The sequence below is a fragment of the Eubacterium sp. AM46-8 genome (genome assembly GCF_003466705.1).
In the GTDB taxonomy this organism is placed as follows: Bacteria; Bacillota; Clostridia; order Lachnospirales; family Lachnospiraceae; genus Lachnospira.
Window position 1 is genome coordinate 135,118 of the sequence record NZ_QSEU01000002.1, and the last position, 18,414, is coordinate 153,531.

Annotated in this window: 14 protein-coding genes, 2 tRNA genes and 1 pseudogene; 14 read left to right on the forward strand and 3 right to left on the reverse strand. The window is 39.4% G+C overall.

The window, feature by feature from the left end; genetic code table 11:
- Positions 1–13 precede the first annotated feature (13 nt).
- Entirely contained in the window at positions 14–1,483 is a 1,470-nt protein-coding gene (locus tag DW963_RS02065; RefSeq protein WP_117913651.1) for a 4Fe-4S dicluster domain-containing protein, read from the reverse strand.
- 152 nt (positions 1,484–1,635) lie between these two features.
- Here DW963_RS02065 and floA point away from each other — a divergent pair, with 152 nt between their 5' ends.
- Positions 1,636–2,586, forward strand: a complete 951-nt coding sequence (floA, locus tag DW963_RS02070; RefSeq protein ID WP_117913652.1) for a flotillin-like protein FloA — start codon at positions 1,636–1,638, stop codon at positions 2,584–2,586.
- 33 nt (positions 2,587–2,619) lie between these two features.
- The gene (locus DW963_RS02075) at positions 2,620–3,249 is read left to right on the forward strand and encodes a hypothetical protein (RefSeq protein WP_117913653.1); all 630 of its coding nucleotides are present in this window, start codon (positions 2,620–2,622) and stop codon (positions 3,247–3,249) included.
- A 52-nt stretch (positions 3,250–3,301) separates the two neighbouring features.
- On the opposite strand, the gene DW963_RS02080 is transcribed toward DW963_RS02075, so the two are convergent.
- Positions 3,302–3,384, reverse strand: a tRNA-Leu gene (locus tag DW963_RS02080).
- A 308-nt stretch (positions 3,385–3,692) separates the two neighbouring features.
- Here DW963_RS02080 and DW963_RS02085 point away from each other — a divergent pair.
- The 8 genes and pseudogenes from DW963_RS02085 to DW963_RS02115 all read left to right on the forward strand — a co-directional run bounded on the left by DW963_RS02085 (position 3,693) and on the right by DW963_RS02115 (position 10,551).
- Positions 3,693–3,777: transfer RNA gene (locus DW963_RS02085), tRNA-Leu, on the forward strand.
- Between the two features lie 135 nt (positions 3,778–3,912).
- The gene (gene thiD / locus DW963_RS02090; protein ID WP_117913654.1) at positions 3,913–4,719 is read left to right on the forward strand and encodes a bifunctional hydroxymethylpyrimidine kinase/phosphomethylpyrimidine kinase; all 807 of its coding nucleotides are present in this window, start codon (positions 3,913–3,915) and stop codon (positions 4,717–4,719) included.
- 15 nt (positions 4,720–4,734) lie between these two features.
- A complete protein-coding gene (locus DW963_RS02095; RefSeq protein ID WP_117913655.1) occupies positions 4,735–5,706 on the forward strand; it encodes an AEC family transporter in 972 nt (323 codons plus the stop codon).
- Positions 5,707–5,871: 165 nt separating this feature from the next.
- Positions 5,872–6,534, forward strand: a pseudogene (locus DW963_RS13515) (amino acid ABC transporter substrate-binding protein); the annotation flags it as partial.
- Between the two features lie 162 nt (positions 6,535–6,696).
- Positions 6,697–7,332: an amino acid ABC transporter permease gene (locus tag DW963_RS13520; RefSeq protein WP_353652530.1), complete on the forward strand. Its 636-nt coding sequence runs from the start codon at positions 6,697–6,699 to the stop codon at positions 7,330–7,332.
- Positions 7,333–7,345: 13 nt separating this feature from the next.
- Complete coding sequence (locus DW963_RS02105; RefSeq protein ID WP_117913657.1) at positions 7,346–8,107, forward strand: amino acid ABC transporter ATP-binding protein; 762 nt, start codon at positions 7,346–7,348, stop codon at positions 8,105–8,107.
- A gap of 176 nt (positions 8,108–8,283) precedes the next feature.
- The gene (eno, locus tag DW963_RS02110; RefSeq protein ID WP_117913658.1) at positions 8,284–9,591 is read left to right on the forward strand and encodes a phosphopyruvate hydratase; all 1,308 of its coding nucleotides are present in this window, start codon (positions 8,284–8,286) and stop codon (positions 9,589–9,591) included.
- A gap of 87 nt (positions 9,592–9,678) precedes the next feature.
- On the forward strand, positions 9,679–10,551 hold the full coding sequence (locus DW963_RS02115; protein ID WP_502694395.1) for a methionyl aminopeptidase: 873 nt from the start codon (positions 9,679–9,681) through the stop codon (positions 10,549–10,551).
- 645 nt (positions 10,552–11,196) lie between these two features.
- Here DW963_RS02115 and DW963_RS02120 read toward each other — a convergent pair.
- Positions 11,197–12,522, reverse strand: a complete 1,326-nt coding sequence (locus DW963_RS02120) for an MATE family efflux transporter (RefSeq protein WP_117913660.1) — start codon at positions 12,520–12,522, stop codon at positions 11,197–11,199.
- Positions 12,523–12,747: 225 nt separating this feature from the next.
- On the opposite strand from DW963_RS02120, the gene scfA reads away from it, so the two are divergent.
- The 4 genes from scfA (at position 12,748) to recJ (ending at position 18,413) form a co-directional block, all read left to right on the forward strand.
- Entirely contained in the window at positions 12,748–12,894 is a 147-nt protein-coding gene (gene scfA, locus DW963_RS02125; protein WP_012739622.1) for a six-cysteine ranthipeptide SCIFF, read from the forward strand.
- A 91-nt stretch (positions 12,895–12,985) separates the two neighbouring features.
- On the forward strand, positions 12,986–14,347 hold the full coding sequence (scfB, locus tag DW963_RS02130; RefSeq protein ID WP_117913661.1) for a thioether cross-link-forming SCIFF peptide maturase: 1,362 nt from the start codon (positions 12,986–12,988) through the stop codon (positions 14,345–14,347).
- A 21-nt stretch (positions 14,348–14,368) separates the two neighbouring features.
- Positions 14,369–16,609 (forward strand): protein translocase subunit SecD, encoded by a 2,241-nt coding sequence (gene secD, locus DW963_RS02135; RefSeq protein WP_117913662.1) that lies wholly within the window; start codon positions 14,369–14,371, stop codon positions 16,607–16,609.
- Positions 16,610–16,697: 88 nt separating this feature from the next.
- Complete coding sequence (gene recJ, locus DW963_RS02140) at positions 16,698–18,413, forward strand: single-stranded-DNA-specific exonuclease RecJ (RefSeq protein ID WP_117913663.1); 1,716 nt, start codon at positions 16,698–16,700, stop codon at positions 18,411–18,413.
- Position 18,414: the final 1 nt, after the last annotated feature.

An 18,414-nucleotide genomic window follows, 5' to 3' on the forward strand; every position in this document is an offset into this window, starting at 1 on the left:
TTTTACGTTAATTCTATTTGTGCATTGAAAATGCTGTTAAGTCATATTTGCTTAAATTGTCTGAAACATTACGGTTATCTGCCTCGGCAAGCAGCTTGTCACGGTCTTTGGCAGCAAGAACAGGATTCTTTCCGCTTCTGTGACGGCTTGGTCCGCCAACACAGCCACCTTCACATACCATTCCCTCAATGAAATCTGCAGGGAGCTTTCCTACCTTAAGAAGAGTAAGAGCTTTCTTGCATTCAGCAGCACCTGAACATTTTTCTATATTGAATTTATCAGGGTCAGCACCTGCTTCACGCATACACTGCGCAACAGCAGCGGAAACACCGCCTCCGTTACCGAATCTTTTACCATATATACTTGCCTGCTGGTCGCTGTTTTCCTCAGGTTCAAGAACTACCTCTTTAGCCCGCATCATTGCTCTGAATTCACCAATTGTAAGTACGAAATCAGCATTTCCCTGACCCTTATATTCCTGCTTTTCATTCTTCTTGGCAATACATGGTCCAATGAATACTGTTATTGTATCAGGCTCTTCTGATTTAAGAAGTCTTGAAAGCGCAAACATAGGGGATATAGTTGTTGATATATGTTCAGCAAGCTCAGGATACTGTTTCTTAATCAGATTAACAAATGCAGGACAGCATGAGGTTGTAAGCTTCTTTCCTTCTTTAGCTGCTTCAAGCCATTCTTCAGCTTCTGCCTGTGCAGTAAGGTCTCCGCCAAGACCTACCTCATACATATCATTAAAGCCCAGCTTTTTGCATGCTGTGCGGATGCTGCTCATTGTTATTGTGTCTCCAAACTGTCCTTCAACAGCAGGTGCTACCATGGCAACGACTTTCTTTCCGTCTACGATTGCTTTTATTACGTCAACTATATCAGTTTTAGAACCGATAGCACCGAATGGACAGGCATGGATGCATTGTCCACACTGGATACATTTGTTTTCATCTATTTCACAGATGCCGTTCTCGTCCATTGTAATGGCATTGGCTGGACAGATTTTCTTACATGGTCTTATGAGGTCTGCGATTGCATTGTATGGACAGGCTTTGGCACACATGCCGCATTCCTTGCATTTGTCAGGGTCTATGTAGGCTCTGTCTCTTGTCATACTTACAGCACCAAACTTACATGCCTGCTGGCAGGCTTTCATCATACATTTTCTGCAATTATCAGTTACGATATAGTGAGAAAGCGGACAGTCGGCACAGGCGGCTTCAATTACCTGAATTATGTTGTTGGCACCCGGATGGTCACTTTCTGTTGGACATTTGCCTTCTGCAAGGCGGATTCGTTGTCTTGCAATTTCTCTTTCTTTATATACACAACAGCGGAATCTTGCTTTAGGACCGGGGAACATCTTGTACACAAGTTCGTCCTTTTCTTCTTCAAATCTTCCTGCATATGCGAGCTTGGCAACTTCATACAGGATTTCATGCTTGATATTCTGAATAGTAGCATCATTAGATAACATAATGAAACCTCCTTTGTAATGATTGACAAAAAATTATCGATTACTAATTACTATAGCAGATTTTTTAAAATGATTCTATATAAATGTGGCATTTTTTATCATTATATGTAATAATATTTTTGGAAATCAAAATATATAAAGGGGGATTAATTATGCCTTACATTCCAATTATTCCAATTATCATTGTGGTACTGCTTATATTGTTATTCGCATTTGTACCAATGAGATTATGGATTACAGCATTAGCATCAGGAAGCCATGTCGGTATAGGAACTCTTATCGGTATGAGACTGAGGAAGGTTCCGCCAGCAAGAATCGTGCTTCCACATATTCAGGCAAGAAAAGCCGGATTACAGCTTAACACTAATCAGCTTGAGTCACATTATATGGCAGGTGGTCATGTAGACGCTGTTGTAAATGCACTTATTGCATCAAGCAGAGCTGGTATGAACATACCATTTGAGATGGCTGCAGCTATCGACCTTGCAGGCCGTGATGTTTTAGAGGCTGTCAGAATGAGTGTTAACCCTAAGGTTATTGAGACACCTAATATTTCAGCAGTTGCCAAGGATGGTATTGAACTGTTGGTTAAGGCAAGAGTTACTGTAAGAACTAATATTAACCAGTTAGTTGGTGGTGCAGGTGAGGCTACCGTAATTGCCAGAGTTGGTGAGGGTATTGTAACAACAGTAGGTTCAGCAGATTCGCACAAGAGCGTGCTTGAGAATCCTGATTCTATCTCTAAGGCTATATTACAGAAAGGTCTTGATATTGGAACAGCATTCCAGATTCTTTCTATTGATATTGCGGATGTTGATATCGGAAGAAATATAGGTGCTCATCTACAGAGTCTTCAGGCTGAGGCTGATAAGAATATTGCACAGGCTAAGGCAGAGGAGAGAAGAGCAGCCGCTGTTGCTCTTGAACAGGAGATGAAAGCAAGCGTTGTAGCTGCTGAGGCAGAAGTACCTAAGGCTTTGGCTGAAGCTTTAAGAACAGGCAGAATGGGCTTTAAGGATTATTATGATCTTCAGAATCTGAAGGCTGATACTAAGATGAGACAGTCGATAGCAGGAGAAACAGAGAAGCCGGCAACTATATAATGGACTTGTGAATTAAAAGGGAAAGCGGGTTTTATGGAAATATTAATTGTTTGGGCAGTGTTTGCTTTGATAATTATATCGAATATTAAGAAAGCTAAGAAAATGCAGAATGAGCGCATGCAGGAACACCAGCGTAATATGCAGGATCATAACCAGAATGCGCAGCAGGCACAGGATGTTTATTCTGTTAATGGCCCGTTAAAACAGGGCGCATTAAGCCATGGAGCTAATCTTAACAGGGAACAACAGACATATTCAGGTACTCAGAAGATGACAAGTGCAGAAGCTGAAAGACTCAAGCAGGAGATTCGTGAGAGAAATAATTTTAATGGCAAGAATGTTACTTCGCATAGAGCAGAGGCACCAGTTCCGCAATATGTTACTCCACCGCCAGCAGCGGATAATGCAGCACCTGCAATGAAGACACTTGATAAAGCAGAGTTTCATTCACCGGTTATGCAGGCAGGAAGCACTGGAACATATTCTGATATGACAGGCGGACATACATTTACACAGTATGACTGCGGACATGAATATAATGATGAGATTGTTCCACAGAGTCAGACAGCAAGTAAGGGTATTCTTAATGACCTGAAGTTTGATAAGAATGAGATGCGCAAGGCTTTTGTTATGCAGGAGATATTGAAAAGGAAAGTTATATAATTGAACCCAAAAAGAACCGTGTGACATAAAATCACACGGTTCTTTTAATGAGTGCAGAAGATGGGACTTGAACCCACACGCGGTAACCCGCACAAGAATCTGAATCTTGCTCGTCTGCCATTCCGACACTTCTGCATATATGATGTATAACGAACTTGATAAGTTACATAACATTGATATTTTATAGGAGATTTGAAAAAGTGTCAATATGAATAGATGCTATTTTTGAAAAATTCTTATCTGAAAGGGAGCCGAGGCTTGTTGGATTGGACGTTGAAGCGGAGGGAAGGCACGATGAAGTCCAAAAAGGAAGTTGAAGCATGAAAAAACAGAAAATTCAAAAAAAGTTGAAAAAAGTTAAAAAAAGCTGTTGACATTATATTGATGTAGTGATATTATAATCAAGTCGTCAGCGAACAGCAAGCGACAAGAAAACAAAACAAGCAGTCGTGGCGGAATTGGCATACGCGCTAGACTAAGGATCTAGTCCATATTGCTTGGGTGCGGGTTCAAGTCCCGCCGACTGCACTAAAAGCACCGAGGTAACCTCGGTGCTTTTTTTGTGCGACAACGCCAAACTTCGTTATGGCGTATGAGAACCGCTCATATAGTGGCACACAGGCAGCAAAGAATATACAGATACCGCAACAACAGGAGGTGCACATGAATACAGCATTAACAATAGCAGGAAGTGATTGCAGCGGAGGAGCAGGAATACAGGCAGATTTAAAAACATTTGCAGCACATAAGGTGTATGGAATGTCAGCAATCACTGCACTTACAGCACAGAATACTTTAGGGGTTACAGGAATATCGGAATCTTCACCTGAATTTCTTAAGGCACAGCTTGATGCAATATTTACAGATATATATCCTGATGCAGTTAAGATAGGAATGGTTGCGTCAAAGGAACTTATAGAAACAATAGCAGATGCGTTAATTACATATAAGGCAAAAAATATCGTTCTTGACCCGGTTATGGTATCAACGAGTGGAAGCAGACTTATTAAGGAAGATGCAGCAGAGGTTCTTAAAGAACGCCTGATGGTGCTTGCAGATGTTATTACACCTAATATTCCGGAGACAGAGGTTCTTACAGGAATGACAGTGGAGAGTGCAGATTCAATGGAGAAAGCAGCGATAAAGATATATGAACATCTGAAGACAAAAGGCGGTAATGCGGCTGTCTTAGTAAAAGGTGGACATGCAGTTCATACAGCTAATGACTGTCTGTGCGTAGATGGCAGTATAGTGTGGCTTAATGGAGAAAGGATTGATAACCCTAACACACATGGAACTGGCTGTACATTGTCATCAGCTATTGCAGCTAATCTTGCACAGGGATTATCAATAGAAGAAAGTGTGAAGGCGGCTAAAGAGTACCTTACAAGTGCATTGAAAGCAGGACTTAATCTCGGAAGCGGGAGCGGCCCGCTTGACCATACATACTGGCTTGATATTAATAAGTAGTAGAAGGAGAGAGAGATGGACAGCTTCTTATATAGTATAAATGCAACGGTACCAATATTTTTAGTTATGATAGTTGGCTGGGTAATAAAGCAGATTGGCGTTATAGATGACCATTTTGCAAATGTGGCTAATAAATATGTATTTAAGGTGGCACTTCCAGTACTGTTATTCAGGGATTTAGCAGCAGCAGATTTTAAATCGCAGTTTGATGTTAAGTTTGTACTGTACTGCATGATTGTTACTACTATAATGTTTAGCGGAATATGGATATGTACAGAGATATTCATGAAGGATGATACGCAGAAGGGTGCATTTGTGCAGGCATCATTCAGAAGCAGTGCAGCGATACTTGGAATGGCATTCATACAGAATATGTACCAGAGCACTGGAATGGCACCACTTATGATAGTTGCTGCAGTTCCGTTGTTTAATATATTTTCGGTAATAGTGCTTACCTTTAAGGCACATCCTGAGTGTCATGGCAGCACAGAAGAACAATCTACGGATAAGAAAGAAAACATTAAAAAAGCGTGCTTTAATATTGTAACTAATCCGATAATTATAGGAATTGTGCTGGGGTTGTTATCTTCGCTTGCAGGATTAAGATATCCGGTAATTATCAATAAGACAATTAATAATATTGCGCAGACAGCTACACCTGTTGCACTTATATGTATTGGTGCGTCATTTGAAGGGAAAAAGGTAATTAAGAAGATTAAACCTACGGTTATTGCTACATTTTTAAAACTCGTGGGTCTAGCAGCAATATTTCTTCCTATAGCAGTAAAAATGGGATTTCGTAATCAGGAACTTATGGCAATTCTTATTATGCTTGCTTCACCATCTACAGTTACCTGCTTTGTTATGGCTAAAGGGATGGATAATGATGAGGTGCTGTCATCAAGCATAGTTGTACTTACAACATTACTTTCAAGTGTGACTCTTACAGCATGGATATTTATATTAAGAAATTTTGGGTTGATTTAGAATATTTATAGTGTTTTTATCTGGTAATTCATGTTATAATAGACAAGCTTGATTTACTGTGGTAAAGTGAAAGCATATTAAAGCGAGAAAGGCATGGATTTTTATATGGCTAAGAATATCAGAAAAGCCGTCCTGTTACTGGCAATGTTGTCTGTGATTGTGGGAATGTTCACAGCGTGTGGTAATAAAAAAAGTGATGATGGACGAACTACATTTACAGTAGGATTTGATGCGGAATTCCCACCTTATGGTTACAAGGATGATAGTGGAGAGTATGTAGGTTTTGACCTGGATCTTGCACAGGAGGTATGTGAAAGAAATGGCTGGAATCTGGTTAAGCAGCCTATTGACTGGGATTCTAAAGATATGGAGCTTAGTTCAGGTTCTATTGACTGTATATGGAACGGATTCACGCTTAATGGAAGAGAACGTGAGTATACATGGTCTAAGGCATATATTGATAATTCACAGGTTGTTATAGTTAAATCCGGTTCAGGAATAAAGAAGTTAGAAGACCTTAAGGGTAAGGTTGTCATTGTACAGGCTGATTCATCAGCTCTTGCAGCATTTACCGGAGAGGATGCGACAGAAGAGAATCTTGCACTTGCGGCACAGTTTAAAACACTTCAGCAGGTGTCTGATTATAACTCAGCATTTATGAATCTTGAATCAGGTTCAGCAGATGCTGTATGTATGGATATGGGCGTTGCAAAGTACCAGCTTGAACAGAGAGGTAATAAGTTCACAATGCTTGATGAGACTGTTTCATCAGAACAGTATGGTATTGGTTTTAAGTTAGGTAATACAGCATTAAGAGATGAGGTTCAGACAAGCCTTAATGATATGCTTGCTGATGGCACATTTGACAAGATTGCTGAGAAATGGGGACTTACAGACAGCGTATGTCTTGGAGAAGAAGGAACAGACAGTGCATATCTTCTTGACAGCACCAGTACAACTAAGGCTTCATTTGGTGAAAGACTTGTGGATATAGTTAAGCAGCTTTCATCAGGAATGTTAGCAACTCTTGCAATATTCTTCTTAACACTTATATTCTCGATGCCTTTAGGACTTCTTGTATGTGAAATAAGAAAGTCAAGAATAGGTATTGTAAGATGGATTGCAAGAATATACATATCTATAATGAGAGGAACTCCTCTTATGTTACAGCTTCTTGTTGTGTTCTTCGGACCATATTATCTGTTTGGAATGAAGGTTACGGCAACATACAGATTCTATGCTGTAATTATCGGATTTGCGCTTAATTATGCAGCATATTTTGCGGAAATATACAGAGGTGGAATTGAGAGCATACCTAAGGGACAGTATGAAGCAGCAGAGGTGCTTGGATATTCCAAGGTACAGACCTTCTGGAAGATTATATTTCCTCAGATGGTAAAGAGAGTGCTTCCTCCGGTTACTAACGAGGTTATAACACTTGTTAAGGATACATCACTTGCATTTGCACTTGCTTATACAGAAATGTTTACTCTTGCCAAGCAGGTAGCGGCTTCAACAGCAAGTATCATGCCATTATTCATAGCAGGATTGTTCTATTACATTTTCAATTTCCTTGTTGCTATGGTTATGGAAAAATTAGAAAAGCGTATGCAGTATTTTGATTAAGGAGGATTTTATAATGAAGAAATTATTAGAGATAACACATTTGAAAAAATCCTTCGGCGATACTGAGGTGCTTAAGGATATATCAATGGAAGTTAATGAGGGCGAGGTTGTTGCAATTCTTGGACCTTCCGGTTCAGGTAAATCAACACTGCTTCGCTGTGCAACACTTCTTGAGACAATGGATTCTGGAACTCTTAAGTTAGGTGGCGAAACTGCATGTGAGGACAAGGATGGAGCCTCAGTGTATGTTGGAAAGAAAGAGTTAAGAGAAATCAAGAATACATATGGACTTGTATTCCAGAATTTTAATCTTTTTCCACATTATACAGTTATGAAAAATGTTACTGATGCACCTGTTTCTGTTCAGAAAAGGGACAAGAATGAAGTAGAGAAAGAAGCCAAAGAGCTTTTAAAGAAAGTAGGACTTGACGGCAAGGAGGACAGTTATCCATGCCAGTTGTCAGGAGGACAGCAGCAGAGGGTTGCAATAGCAAGGGCACTTGCAATGAATCCTGAAATGCTTTTCTTCGATGAGCCTACATCAGCGCTTGATCCTGAGATTACTGCAGGAATTCTTAAGGTTTTAAGACAGCTTGCTGATGAAAAGATGACAATGATTATTGTTACACATGAGATTGAGTTTGCAAGAAAAGTTGCAGACAGGGTAATATTCATGGATGGCGGAGTTATTGTTGAGCAGGGTAAGCCGGAAGATGTTATTGACAATCCAAGTAATGAAAGAACCAAAGCATTTTTACAGAAGATGGAAAAGTAGGATTTATCTTGTGTATACTAACTGAATAGCTGGATATAATTATGAATGGGAAGTTTTTTAATGAGAAAACTTCCCATTTTCTTGCATTGTGGATTTGCCTGCATGGTGTTAAAATTGCATTGCTTAAGTTAGAAAACACTAACTTGAAATTGCAAAGCATAAAAAAGGAGGATTATATGGCAGCGTATTTAGAGATTGAAAAGGTTATAGGCAGAGAGATTCTTGATTCAAGAGGCAATCCTACAGTTGAGGCAGAGGTTTATCTTGCAGATGGAACTGTTGGAAGAGGTGCAGCACCTTCAGGAGCTTCTACAGGTGAATTTGAGGCACTTGAGTTAAGAGATAAGGATAAGTCAAGATATTTGGGAAAGGGCGTTACTAAAGCAGTAGAGAATATTAATACAGTTATTAATGACTGTCTATTTGGGATAGATGCATCTGATATATATGCAGTTGATGCGGCAATGATTAAAGCTGATGGAACTAAGGATAAGTCTAAACTTGGTGCAAATGCTATCCTTGCGGTATCTATAGCAGCAGCAAGAGCAGCATCAATATCGCTTGATATTCCTCTTTACAGATTCTTAGGCGGAGTATCAGGAAACAGACTTCCTGTTCCTATGATGAATATTATTAATGGAGGCTGCCATGCATTATCAAGCGGGCTTGATGTCCAGGAATTCATGATTATGCCTGTTGGTGCACCAAGCTTTAAGGAGTGCTTAAGATGGTGTGCAGAAGTATTCCATGCACTTGCAGCTATACTTAAAGAGAGAGGTCTTGCAACTTCTGTAGGCGATGAGGGTGGATTTGCTCCGGCACTTAAGTCTGATGAAGAAGCGATTGAAACTATATTGCAGGCAGTAGAAAAGGCAGGATATAAGCCGGGTAAGGATTTCAGGATTGCCATGGATGCAGCATCATCTGAGTGGAAGAGCGAAAAAGGAAAGGGTTATTACAGACTTCCTAAGGCAGGAACAGAGTATACAGCAGAGGAACTTATTGAACACTGGGCTGCGTTGTGTGAGAAATACCCTATCATATCAATTGAGGATGGTCTTGATGAAGAGGACTGGGAAGGCTGGAAGAAGCTTACGGACAGACTTGGAGACAAGGTTCAGCTTGTAGGTGATGATCTTTTTGTTACTAATACGGAGAGACTTTCAAAGGGAATTGAACTTGGAGCAGGTAATGCAATCCTTATCAAACTTAATCAGATTGGCTCTGTTTCAGAGACACTTGAAGCTATCAAGATGGCTCATAAAGCAGGATATACAGCAATCAGCTCACACAGATCAGGTGAGACAGTAGATACAACAATTGCGGACCTTGCTGTAGCTCTTAACACTTGCCAGATTAAGACGGGTGCTCCTTCAAGGTCAGAGCGAGTTGCTAAGTATAACCAGCTCTTAAGAATTGAGGAACAGCTTGGTGCCAGCGCATTATATCCGGGAATTAAGGCTTTTAATGTTAATAATAATTAATCATTTGAAACAGATGTTGAAAAAATATTAAGAAAGCCTTATAGTTGTGTATGATTATAATATATGTAACAGGAAGGCAGAACAATGATTAAGAAATTAGGAAGAAACGACCATTGCTGGTGCGGCAGTGGTAAGAAATACAAAGCGTGTCATGAAGCATTTGACGATAAGTTAAGATATCTTGAGGATATGGGACATATTGTACCATCACACAAGTTAATCAAGACACCTGAACAGATTGAGAAGATTAAAGAGAGTGCCAGGATAAATGTTGCATGCCTTGATGCGGTTGCAGCGGCAATTCATGAGGGCATGAATACTGCTGAGATTGATAAGATTGTATATGATGTAACTACTGATATGGGAGGAATTCCTGCACCACTTAATTATGAAGGATATCCTTTCAGTGTGTGTACTTCTGTTAATGAACAGGTATGCCATGGATTTCCGTCTAAAGACGTTATCCTTAAGTCAGGCGATATAATAAATGTTGACTGTTCCACAATTCTTCACGGATATTTCTCAGACTCATCAAGAATGTTCTGTATAGGAGATGTTAAACCAGAGGTTAAGAAGCTTGTTGATGTTACTAAGGAATGTGTTGAATTAGGACTGGAGCAGGTTAAGCCTTGGGGCTTCTTAGGTGATATGGGACAGGCAGTACATGACCATGCATATGCTAATGGATATACTGTTGTAAGAGAAATCGGTGGTCACGGAGTAGGACTTGAGTTCCACGAAGATCCATGGGTTGGGTACAACACCAGAAAAGGAACAGACATGGTTATGGCTCCGGGAATGATGTTTACAATAGAGCCTATGGTTAATATGGGTAAGGTAAATGTTGTTACAGATGAAAAGAACGGCTGGGAAGTATCTACAGCAGACGGACTTCCTTCAGCACAGTGGGAAATTCAGGTTCTTGTAACAGAGGACGGACATGAAGTAATAAGCTGGTAAAGAATAAAATAAGTTCCTGCCAATCAGGCACGCTTTCGCTGCTCTCGCCTCGCAGCGGTACTAAATTCGCGTTACACGCTCATTAAGTACCGGCGGGCTCAAAGCACCTGATTGGCAGGAACTTATTTTATTGTCGTGGTGCCCTTAGGGGTGCGTTCGTGTCGGACAGAGGTGCGCCCTTGTGTCGGGGACACATCGGGCTGGACGTTAGAGCTGCGGGAGGCAAGAAGAAGTCCAAAAGAGAAGTCAACGCGAGGTGGATTGGACGTTAGAGTAGTGTGAGGCAAGGAGAAAGTCCAAAAGGAAAGTCGAAGTGAGTCAGATTGGACGTTAGAACTGTGGGAAGCAAGAAAAAGTCCAAAAAGGAAGCCGGAGCAAGGCAGATTGGACGCTAGAGTAGTGTGAGGCACATAGGAAGTCCAAAAGAGAAGCCAACGCGAGGTGAATTGGACGCTAGAGTAGTGCGAGGCACGGAGGAAGTCCAAAAAGGAAGCCGAAGCGAGGTGAATTGGACGTTAGAGTTACGGGAAGGCAAGAAAAAGTCCAAAAGAGAAGCCAACGCGTGCCGGATTGGACTTTAAAGTGGAAAAAATCCACGAAAAAGTCCAAAACAAGCAAGTCAGAGCGTTATAGACATCCTAACTATCATATAACCGCCTTCTGAGTCCATTTTCCACGAAGAAACCTTATCAGGAATGCAAGTGAGCGGAATCCCCAGTCGATAAACATACCGAACCATACACCAAGCACGCCAAGACCAAGTGTGCCACCGAGGAGATAACTGCTTCCTACGCGGAACGCCCACATGGAGAAGATGCTTACCATCATTGTGTACTTGGCATCACCGGCTGCACGGAGTGCGTTAGGCATAGTAAAGCTTAGTGGCCATATAAATATTGCAACGAGAGAGAAGCAATGGATAAGACTTAATCCTGTTTTAGTTGCTTCCGGTGACAGATGGAAAAGTCCTACCACAGGAACGGCAACTATTGTCATTATAATGTTGGTTGCAAGAATACCTGCGTATGCAATAAACATAAGCTTCTTGCCATATCTTTTGGCTTCATCAGGTTTCTTGGCACCAATGCACTGGCCAATAACAGTAATCATTGCCATGCCAATTGCGTTACCCGGAATATTGGCAAACATTGTAACAGAATTGGCAACAGAGTTGGCAGCGATGGCAGCAGTACCAAATGTTGAAACAAGGCTTGAAACAGAGAGCTTTCCTATCTGGAACATGCCGTTTTCCAATCCGCTCGGAAGACCAATTGAAAGAATCTTCCTGATAATAGAAGGGCATGGCAGGAAATCCCTGCCAGACTTTATTCTTATTGCAGATTCAGCTTTAAACATAAGAGAAATAATAATTATTGCAGATATAATTCTGGATATAAGAGTTGCTAAAGCTACACCTGCAACGCCCATATTGAACACAAATATAAATAAAGCATTTCCACATATATTAATTATGTTCATAATAAGACTTGTGTTCATGCTTATCTTGCTGTTTCCTATGCTTCTGAAAAGAGCAGCACCAGCATTATATACGCCTAAGAATGGGTAAGAAACTGCTGTTATGTAAAAATAAATACTTGCACTTTCAAAAACATCTCTTTCAATCTTACCAAATATAAAATTAATAATCCCATGATTTCCAATAAGCGATATGACCATCAGCAAAGCCGACAGTGTACTCATGATAAATATAAGCTGTCCGGCAGATTTCTTTGACATATCTATATTCTTACTTCCAAGATACTGACTGCATACAACAGCACCGCCAGTGGCAAGGGCTGATAATATCTGGATAAGCAGGTTGCTTATGTTATCAACAAGAGCGACACCGGAAACTGCAGCTTCACCTGCAATAGATACCATAAATGTATCAACAAAGCCGACACTGACAGCAAGTAACTGCTCAAATATCAATGGAATAATAAGTTTCTTTAAATCTTTAGATGTAAACATAATAATCTCCTATATTAATACATAGCATATCCTAATAATATAAAACAATAATTTATGTAAAAATATAAGAAAAGTAGCTGCATTTAATGCAAAATACATAAAAATTGCAAAAAGACATTTAAAGAAGAATGATTATTTGAACAAATCTTTAGAATAAATGATTGAAAATAACACTTGTACATGATATAATACGATATAATTTGAATATATGAAGGAGGTATTGTCGTGAAACATATTAAGACAATCAGCAACCGCGTATTAAAGGATACAATGAAGCACGGCGGATGTGGCGAGTGCCAGACATCATGCCAGTCAGCATGTAAGACATCTTGCACAGTTGGTAACCAGAGCTGTGAGAATAAGAATAACTAGTATTTTTAGTAAGAGAGTGTCGAACTATTCTGCACTCTCTTATTTTTCGTAAGCGTATATAAGATGCTTGCGGTTTGGAGGCTATTTTTAAATGATACATCAGTATAAGAATAACGGCTATAACATCGTATTGGATGTCAACAGCGGCTCAGTACATGTTGTTGATGACATGGTATACGATATTATAGGACTTTACGAGAATAATACGCTTGAGCAGATTACAGAAGAACTTAAAGATAAGTATTCTGTTCAGGATATTAAAGAAGCATATGAAGAGATTGGCGAGCTTAAGGAAGCAGGCCAGCTCTTTACAGAAGATATATATGAACCATATATAGACAATTTTAAAGACAGACCTACAGTTGTTAAGGCTTTATGTCTTCATATAGCACATGACTGTAATCTTGCATGTAAGTACTGCTTCGCAGAAGAAGGCGAATATCATGGAAGACGTGCTCTTATGAGCTTTGAGGTCGGAAAGAAAGCTCTTGATTTTCTTGTTGCCAATTCAGGTTCAAGAAAGAATCTTGAGGTTGATTTCTTTGGCGGTGAGCCAACAATGAATTTCGAGGTTGTCAAGCAGCTTGTAGAATACGGAAGAAGTATAGAAGAGGCTAATAACAAGAAATTCAGATTTACACTTACAACTAATGGCATACTTCTTAATGACGAGATTCTTGATTTTGCCAATAAGGAGATGGGCAATATTGTTCTTAGTATTGATGGACGTAAGGAGATTAATGACCTTATGCGTCCTACAAGGAATAACCACGGAAGCTCATATGACATTATAATGCCTAAGTTTAAGAAGGTGGCAGAGAGCAGAAACCAGATGAATTATTATGTCAGAGGAACATTTACACATAATAATCTGGACTTTTCTAAGGATGTTCTTCATCTTGCTGATGAGGGATTTGAGCAGATATCTGTTGAGCCTGTTGTTGCACAGCCAACAGATTCATATGCGATAAGAGAAGAGGATATCCCGGTTCTTTGTGAACAGTATGATATCCTTGCAAAAGAGATCATTAAGCGAAAGAAAGCTGGTAAAGGCTTTAATTTCTTCCACTTTATGATAGATATTAATGGTGGTCCATGTGTTGCCAAGAGATTGTCAGGATGTGGTTCAGGCTGTGAGTATCTTGCAGTTACACCGTGGGGAGATTTCTACCCATGTCATCAGTTTGTTGGTAATGAAGATTTCCTTATGGGTAATGTTGATGATGGAATAGTAAGACCAGACATCAGAGACATGTTTAAGAATAGTAACGTCTATTCAAAGGAAAAATGTAAGAATTGTTTTGCAAAATTCTATTGTAGTGGTGGTTGTGCAGCTAACTCATATAACTTCCATGGTAATATCAATGATGCGTATGATGTTGGATGTGAACTTCAGAAAAAGCGCATAGAATGTGCAATAATGATTCGTGCAGCCATGGCTGAGGAAGAATAAGTAAAAGGGAGAGTTTTTAACATGAAGTACAGTTTACCTAAGAAGATTATTTATTCAATAATCGTTGCTGTTTTACTTGTTGGACTTGTATTAACAGCATTTTTCGGACTTAATGGAAAGGGATACGGAAGCACATACGACATAGATCTTGGTCTTGATCTTGCCGGTGGTGTAAGTATCACATACCAGATTAAGGAAGATAACTTTACATCACAGGATGTAGAGGATACTATCTATAAGCTTCAGAAGCGAGTAGAAGGAAAGAGTACAGAGTCACAGGTTTATAAGGAAGGTGACAACAGAATCACAGTTGAGATTCCTGGAGTAACAGATGCTAATGAGATTCTTAAGGAACTTGGTACACCAGGTTCATTGGAATTCCTTGATTCCACAGGATATACAGCATTTTCACAGGGGAATGACTACACACCACTACTTACAGGTTCTGATGTAAAAGCTGCACAGGCTTACACAGATACTAATAGTCAGGAAGATACTCCTTATGGAGTGCAGCTTACATTTACAGATGAGGGATCAACTAAGTTCTATGATGCAACATCAGCTAATATCGGTAAAAGAATATATATTGTATATGATGGAGAAGTTGTAAGTGCACCTAACGTTAAGACAGCTATATCAGGTGGTACAGCAACTATCACAGGTATGGAATCATTTGATGAGGCAGATAACCTTGCAACATATATAAGAGTTGGTTCAATTCCTCTTACACTTGAAGAAGTAAGCTCTAACATAGTTGGTGCACAGCTTGGACATGCTGCTATCAAATCAAGTTTAATTGCTGCAGCTATTGGTCTTGCATTACTCTGCTTATTCATGATTGTAATGTTCAGAATTCCTGGACTTGTTGCAACATTATCACTTATTATCTATACATCACTTGTTTTATTCCTTGTAAGTGTATATGATCTTACTCTTACACTTCCAGGTATTGCAGGTATTATTCTTGGTATTGGTATGGCGGTAGATGGTAATGTTATTATCTACACAAGAATAAGAGAAGAGATTGGTGCCGGAAAGTCTGTAGAGAATGCTATCCTTTCAGGTTATAACAAGGCAACATCATCTATCGTTGATGGTAACGTAACAACACTTATCGCAGCTTTAGTATTGTACATATTCGGTACAGGTCCAGTTAAGGGCTTTGCTACAACTCTTGCAGTTGGTAATATCGTATCAATCTTTACATCACTTGTTATTACTAAGGTTATTATGAAGCTGTTATATAACTTTGGTATAAGGGATGCCAAGTGGTATGGTAAGAATGTATACAGAAAGACTCTTAATGTTCTTAGTATTAAGAAATGGGCTGCAATTGGTTCAGCAGTAGTTATTGCTGCTGGAATCATAACTATGGCAGTTCAGGCTGGTCTTGGAAACAGAGCATTAAACTTCAGCCTTGAGTTCGTTGGTGGTTCAACAACAACATTTACATTTGATAAAGAGTATACAGCAGAAGAGATTGAGGATAACATCATTCCTGTAATCAGAGATGCTGCAGGTATTACAGAGGTTCAGCAGCAGAAGGTTGCAGATTCAACACAGGTTTCTTTCAAGACATCTGATCTTTCACTTGACCAGAGAGAAGCTATTGAAAATGCGGTTACTGCTAAGTACCCAATCAAGGATGGAACAATCGTTGAGACAGATACAATCAGTTCATCGGTTTCTGCAACAGTTAAGAGAGATGCTATTCTTTCGGTTATACTTGCTACAATCTGTATGCTTATATACATCTTTGTAAGATTCCGTGATATCAGATTTGCATTAGCTGCTGTATTAGCACTTCTTCATGATGTACTTGTTGTTATTGCATTCTATGCATTTGCAAGAATTCCGGTTGGAACAACATTTATTGCATGTATGCTTACAATAGTAGGTTACTCTATCAACGGTACAATTATTATCTTTGACAGAATAAGAGAGCAGTTAAAGACAGCCAATTCAAAGACTAACATTACAGAGCTTGTTAACTCATCAATTACAAGTACAATGTCAAGAACAGTATATACATCTATAACAACACTTATAATGCTTATAGTTCTTTTCATTATGGGTGTAACTTCTGTTAAGGAGTTCACACTTCCACTTATCGTAGGTATTGTTGTTGGTGCTTACTCATCAGTATGCTTAACAAGTGCTATGTGGTATATAATGGGCGGTAAGAAGAGAGGCGTTGTAGAAGAGAATAATAAAAAAGCAGCTTCTAAGAAAGAGGTTTTTGAAGACGGTTCTCAGGTTTAATTAACAGATACAATAAGTTTATGACATGGCGGGGATTGTATATCAGTTCCCGCCATAATTGGTTTAATAATGAAACAGGGAGAAGAGCGTGAAAAGCAACTGGAGAGTATACACCAAGAAAGCTGATTTCAAAGCAATTGGGGAAAGATTTGGCATTGACCAGGTTATGGCGAGAATTATCCGTAACAGAGGGTTAGAAACGTATGAGCAGATAAATATGTATCTTAATGGAACGGTGGATGACATGCATTCACCACATTTATTAAAGGATGCAGACAAATGTGTTGATATTCTGACAGACAAGATACATGCTGGAAAGAAAATACATATTATCGGTGATTATGATATAGATGGGATATGTTCAACAACAATTCTTTACAAAGGGCTAAAGGCAGCGGGAGCAGATGTTACATTTGCAGTACCAGACAGAATTATTGACGGATACGGTATTAATGAGCACTTAATAGATGAAGCATATAATAATGGAACTGATACGATTATTACATGTGATAATGGGATTGCTGCGATTGAGCAGATTAAATATGCTAAAGAAAAGGGCATGACAGTAATTGTTACTGACCATCATGATATTCCGTTTGACTATGTTGATGGTGAAAAGATACATAAAGTACCGCAGGCAGATGCAATCGTTAATCCTAAACAGGAGGACTGCCCATATCCATTTGATAAGCTGTGTGGAGCAGGAGTTGCATTTAAAGTAATTAAGATACTTTATGAAAAATGCGGGCTTAATCCTACAGGGCTTGAAGAATATGCAGAGCTTATGGCAATTGCAACAATAGGGGATGTAGTTGATTTATCAGATGAGAATAGGGTAATTGTTAAATATGGTTTAAAGCATCTGGCAGTAACTACTAATATTGGTATAAGAGCACTTGTAGAGGCGTGTGAGCTTGAGATAGACAAGATAAGCTCATATCACATAGGATTTGTTATAGGTCCATGTCTTAATGCAACAGGAAGACTTGATTCAGCAAGAAGAGCCATTGAACTGCTTCTTACTACAGATATGGAGGACGCGAGAAATAAGGCTTTAGAGCTTCGCACACTTAATGTTGAAAGAAAAGATATAACAGAAGAATATGCCGCTATTGCAATTGAACAGGTTGAGAACACTGAACTAAAAGACGACAAGGTGTTAGTTGTGTATCTTCCTGACTGCCATGAAAGTGTTGCAGGGATAATTGCAGGAAGGGTAAGAGAAAAATTCTACAGGCCTTCAATAGTAATCACTAAGGCAGAAGATGGTGCAAAGGGCTCAGGGCGTTCAATAGAAGGCTATAACATGTTTGAGGAGATAAGCAAATGTGGTAAACTCCTTAACAAATATGGCGGACATCCAATGGCTGCCGGAATATCGCTTGATATTGATAAGATTGATGAGTTCAGAAAAGCTCTTAATGATAATCAGACAATGACAGAAAAAGACCTTACACCTACTGTGTGGATAGATGTTCCTATGCCGGTTGATTATGTAGATATCAAATTGATAAAACAATTTGACAAATTACAGCCTTTCGGAAAGGGCAATGAAAAGCCGGTATTTGCAGACCGGAATCTTACAGTAAGACAGTCAGCTGTAATTGGAAAGAATAAAAATGTATTAAGATGCCAGCTGGAAAGTGAACATGGAAAACTTGTAACTGCGATTAAATTCAAGCTGGATGGTCAGGAAATACCTGAGGCTGGAAGAAAGATTTCAATGGTTTATTATCCTGATATCAATGAATACAATGGAATTGTTTCAGTCCAGTTCAGAATTGAGGACTGGAGATATGCATAGA

Excerpts from the sequence above, each read along its gene's own strand:
- DW963_RS02065 (WP_117913651.1), bottom strand. The coding sequence starts at position 1,483 with ATGTTATCTAATGATGCTACTATTCAGAATATCAAGCATGAAATCCTG.
- floA (WP_117913652.1), top strand. The coding sequence starts at position 1,636 with ATGCCTTACATTCCAATTATTCCAATTATCATTGTGGTACTGCTTATA.
- DW963_RS02075 (WP_117913653.1), top strand. The coding sequence starts at position 2,620 with ATGGAAATATTAATTGTTTGGGCAGTGTTTGCTTTGATAATTATATCG.
- thiD (WP_117913654.1), top strand. The coding sequence starts at position 3,913 with ATGAATACAGCATTAACAATAGCAGGAAGTGATTGCAGCGGAGGAGCA.
- DW963_RS02095 (WP_117913655.1), top strand. The coding sequence starts at position 4,735 with ATGGACAGCTTCTTATATAGTATAAATGCAACGGTACCAATATTTTTA.
- DW963_RS02105 (WP_117913657.1), top strand. The coding sequence starts at position 7,346 with ATGAAGAAATTATTAGAGATAACACATTTGAAAAAATCCTTCGGCGAT.
- eno (WP_117913658.1), top strand. The coding sequence starts at position 8,284 with ATGGCAGCGTATTTAGAGATTGAAAAGGTTATAGGCAGAGAGATTCTT.
- DW963_RS02120 (WP_117913660.1), bottom strand. The coding sequence starts at position 12,522 with ATGTTTACATCTAAAGATTTAAAGAAACTTATTATTCCATTGATATTT.
- scfB (WP_117913661.1), top strand. The coding sequence starts at position 12,986 with ATGATACATCAGTATAAGAATAACGGCTATAACATCGTATTGGATGTC.
- secD (WP_117913662.1), top strand. The coding sequence starts at position 14,369 with ATGAAGTACAGTTTACCTAAGAAGATTATTTATTCAATAATCGTTGCT.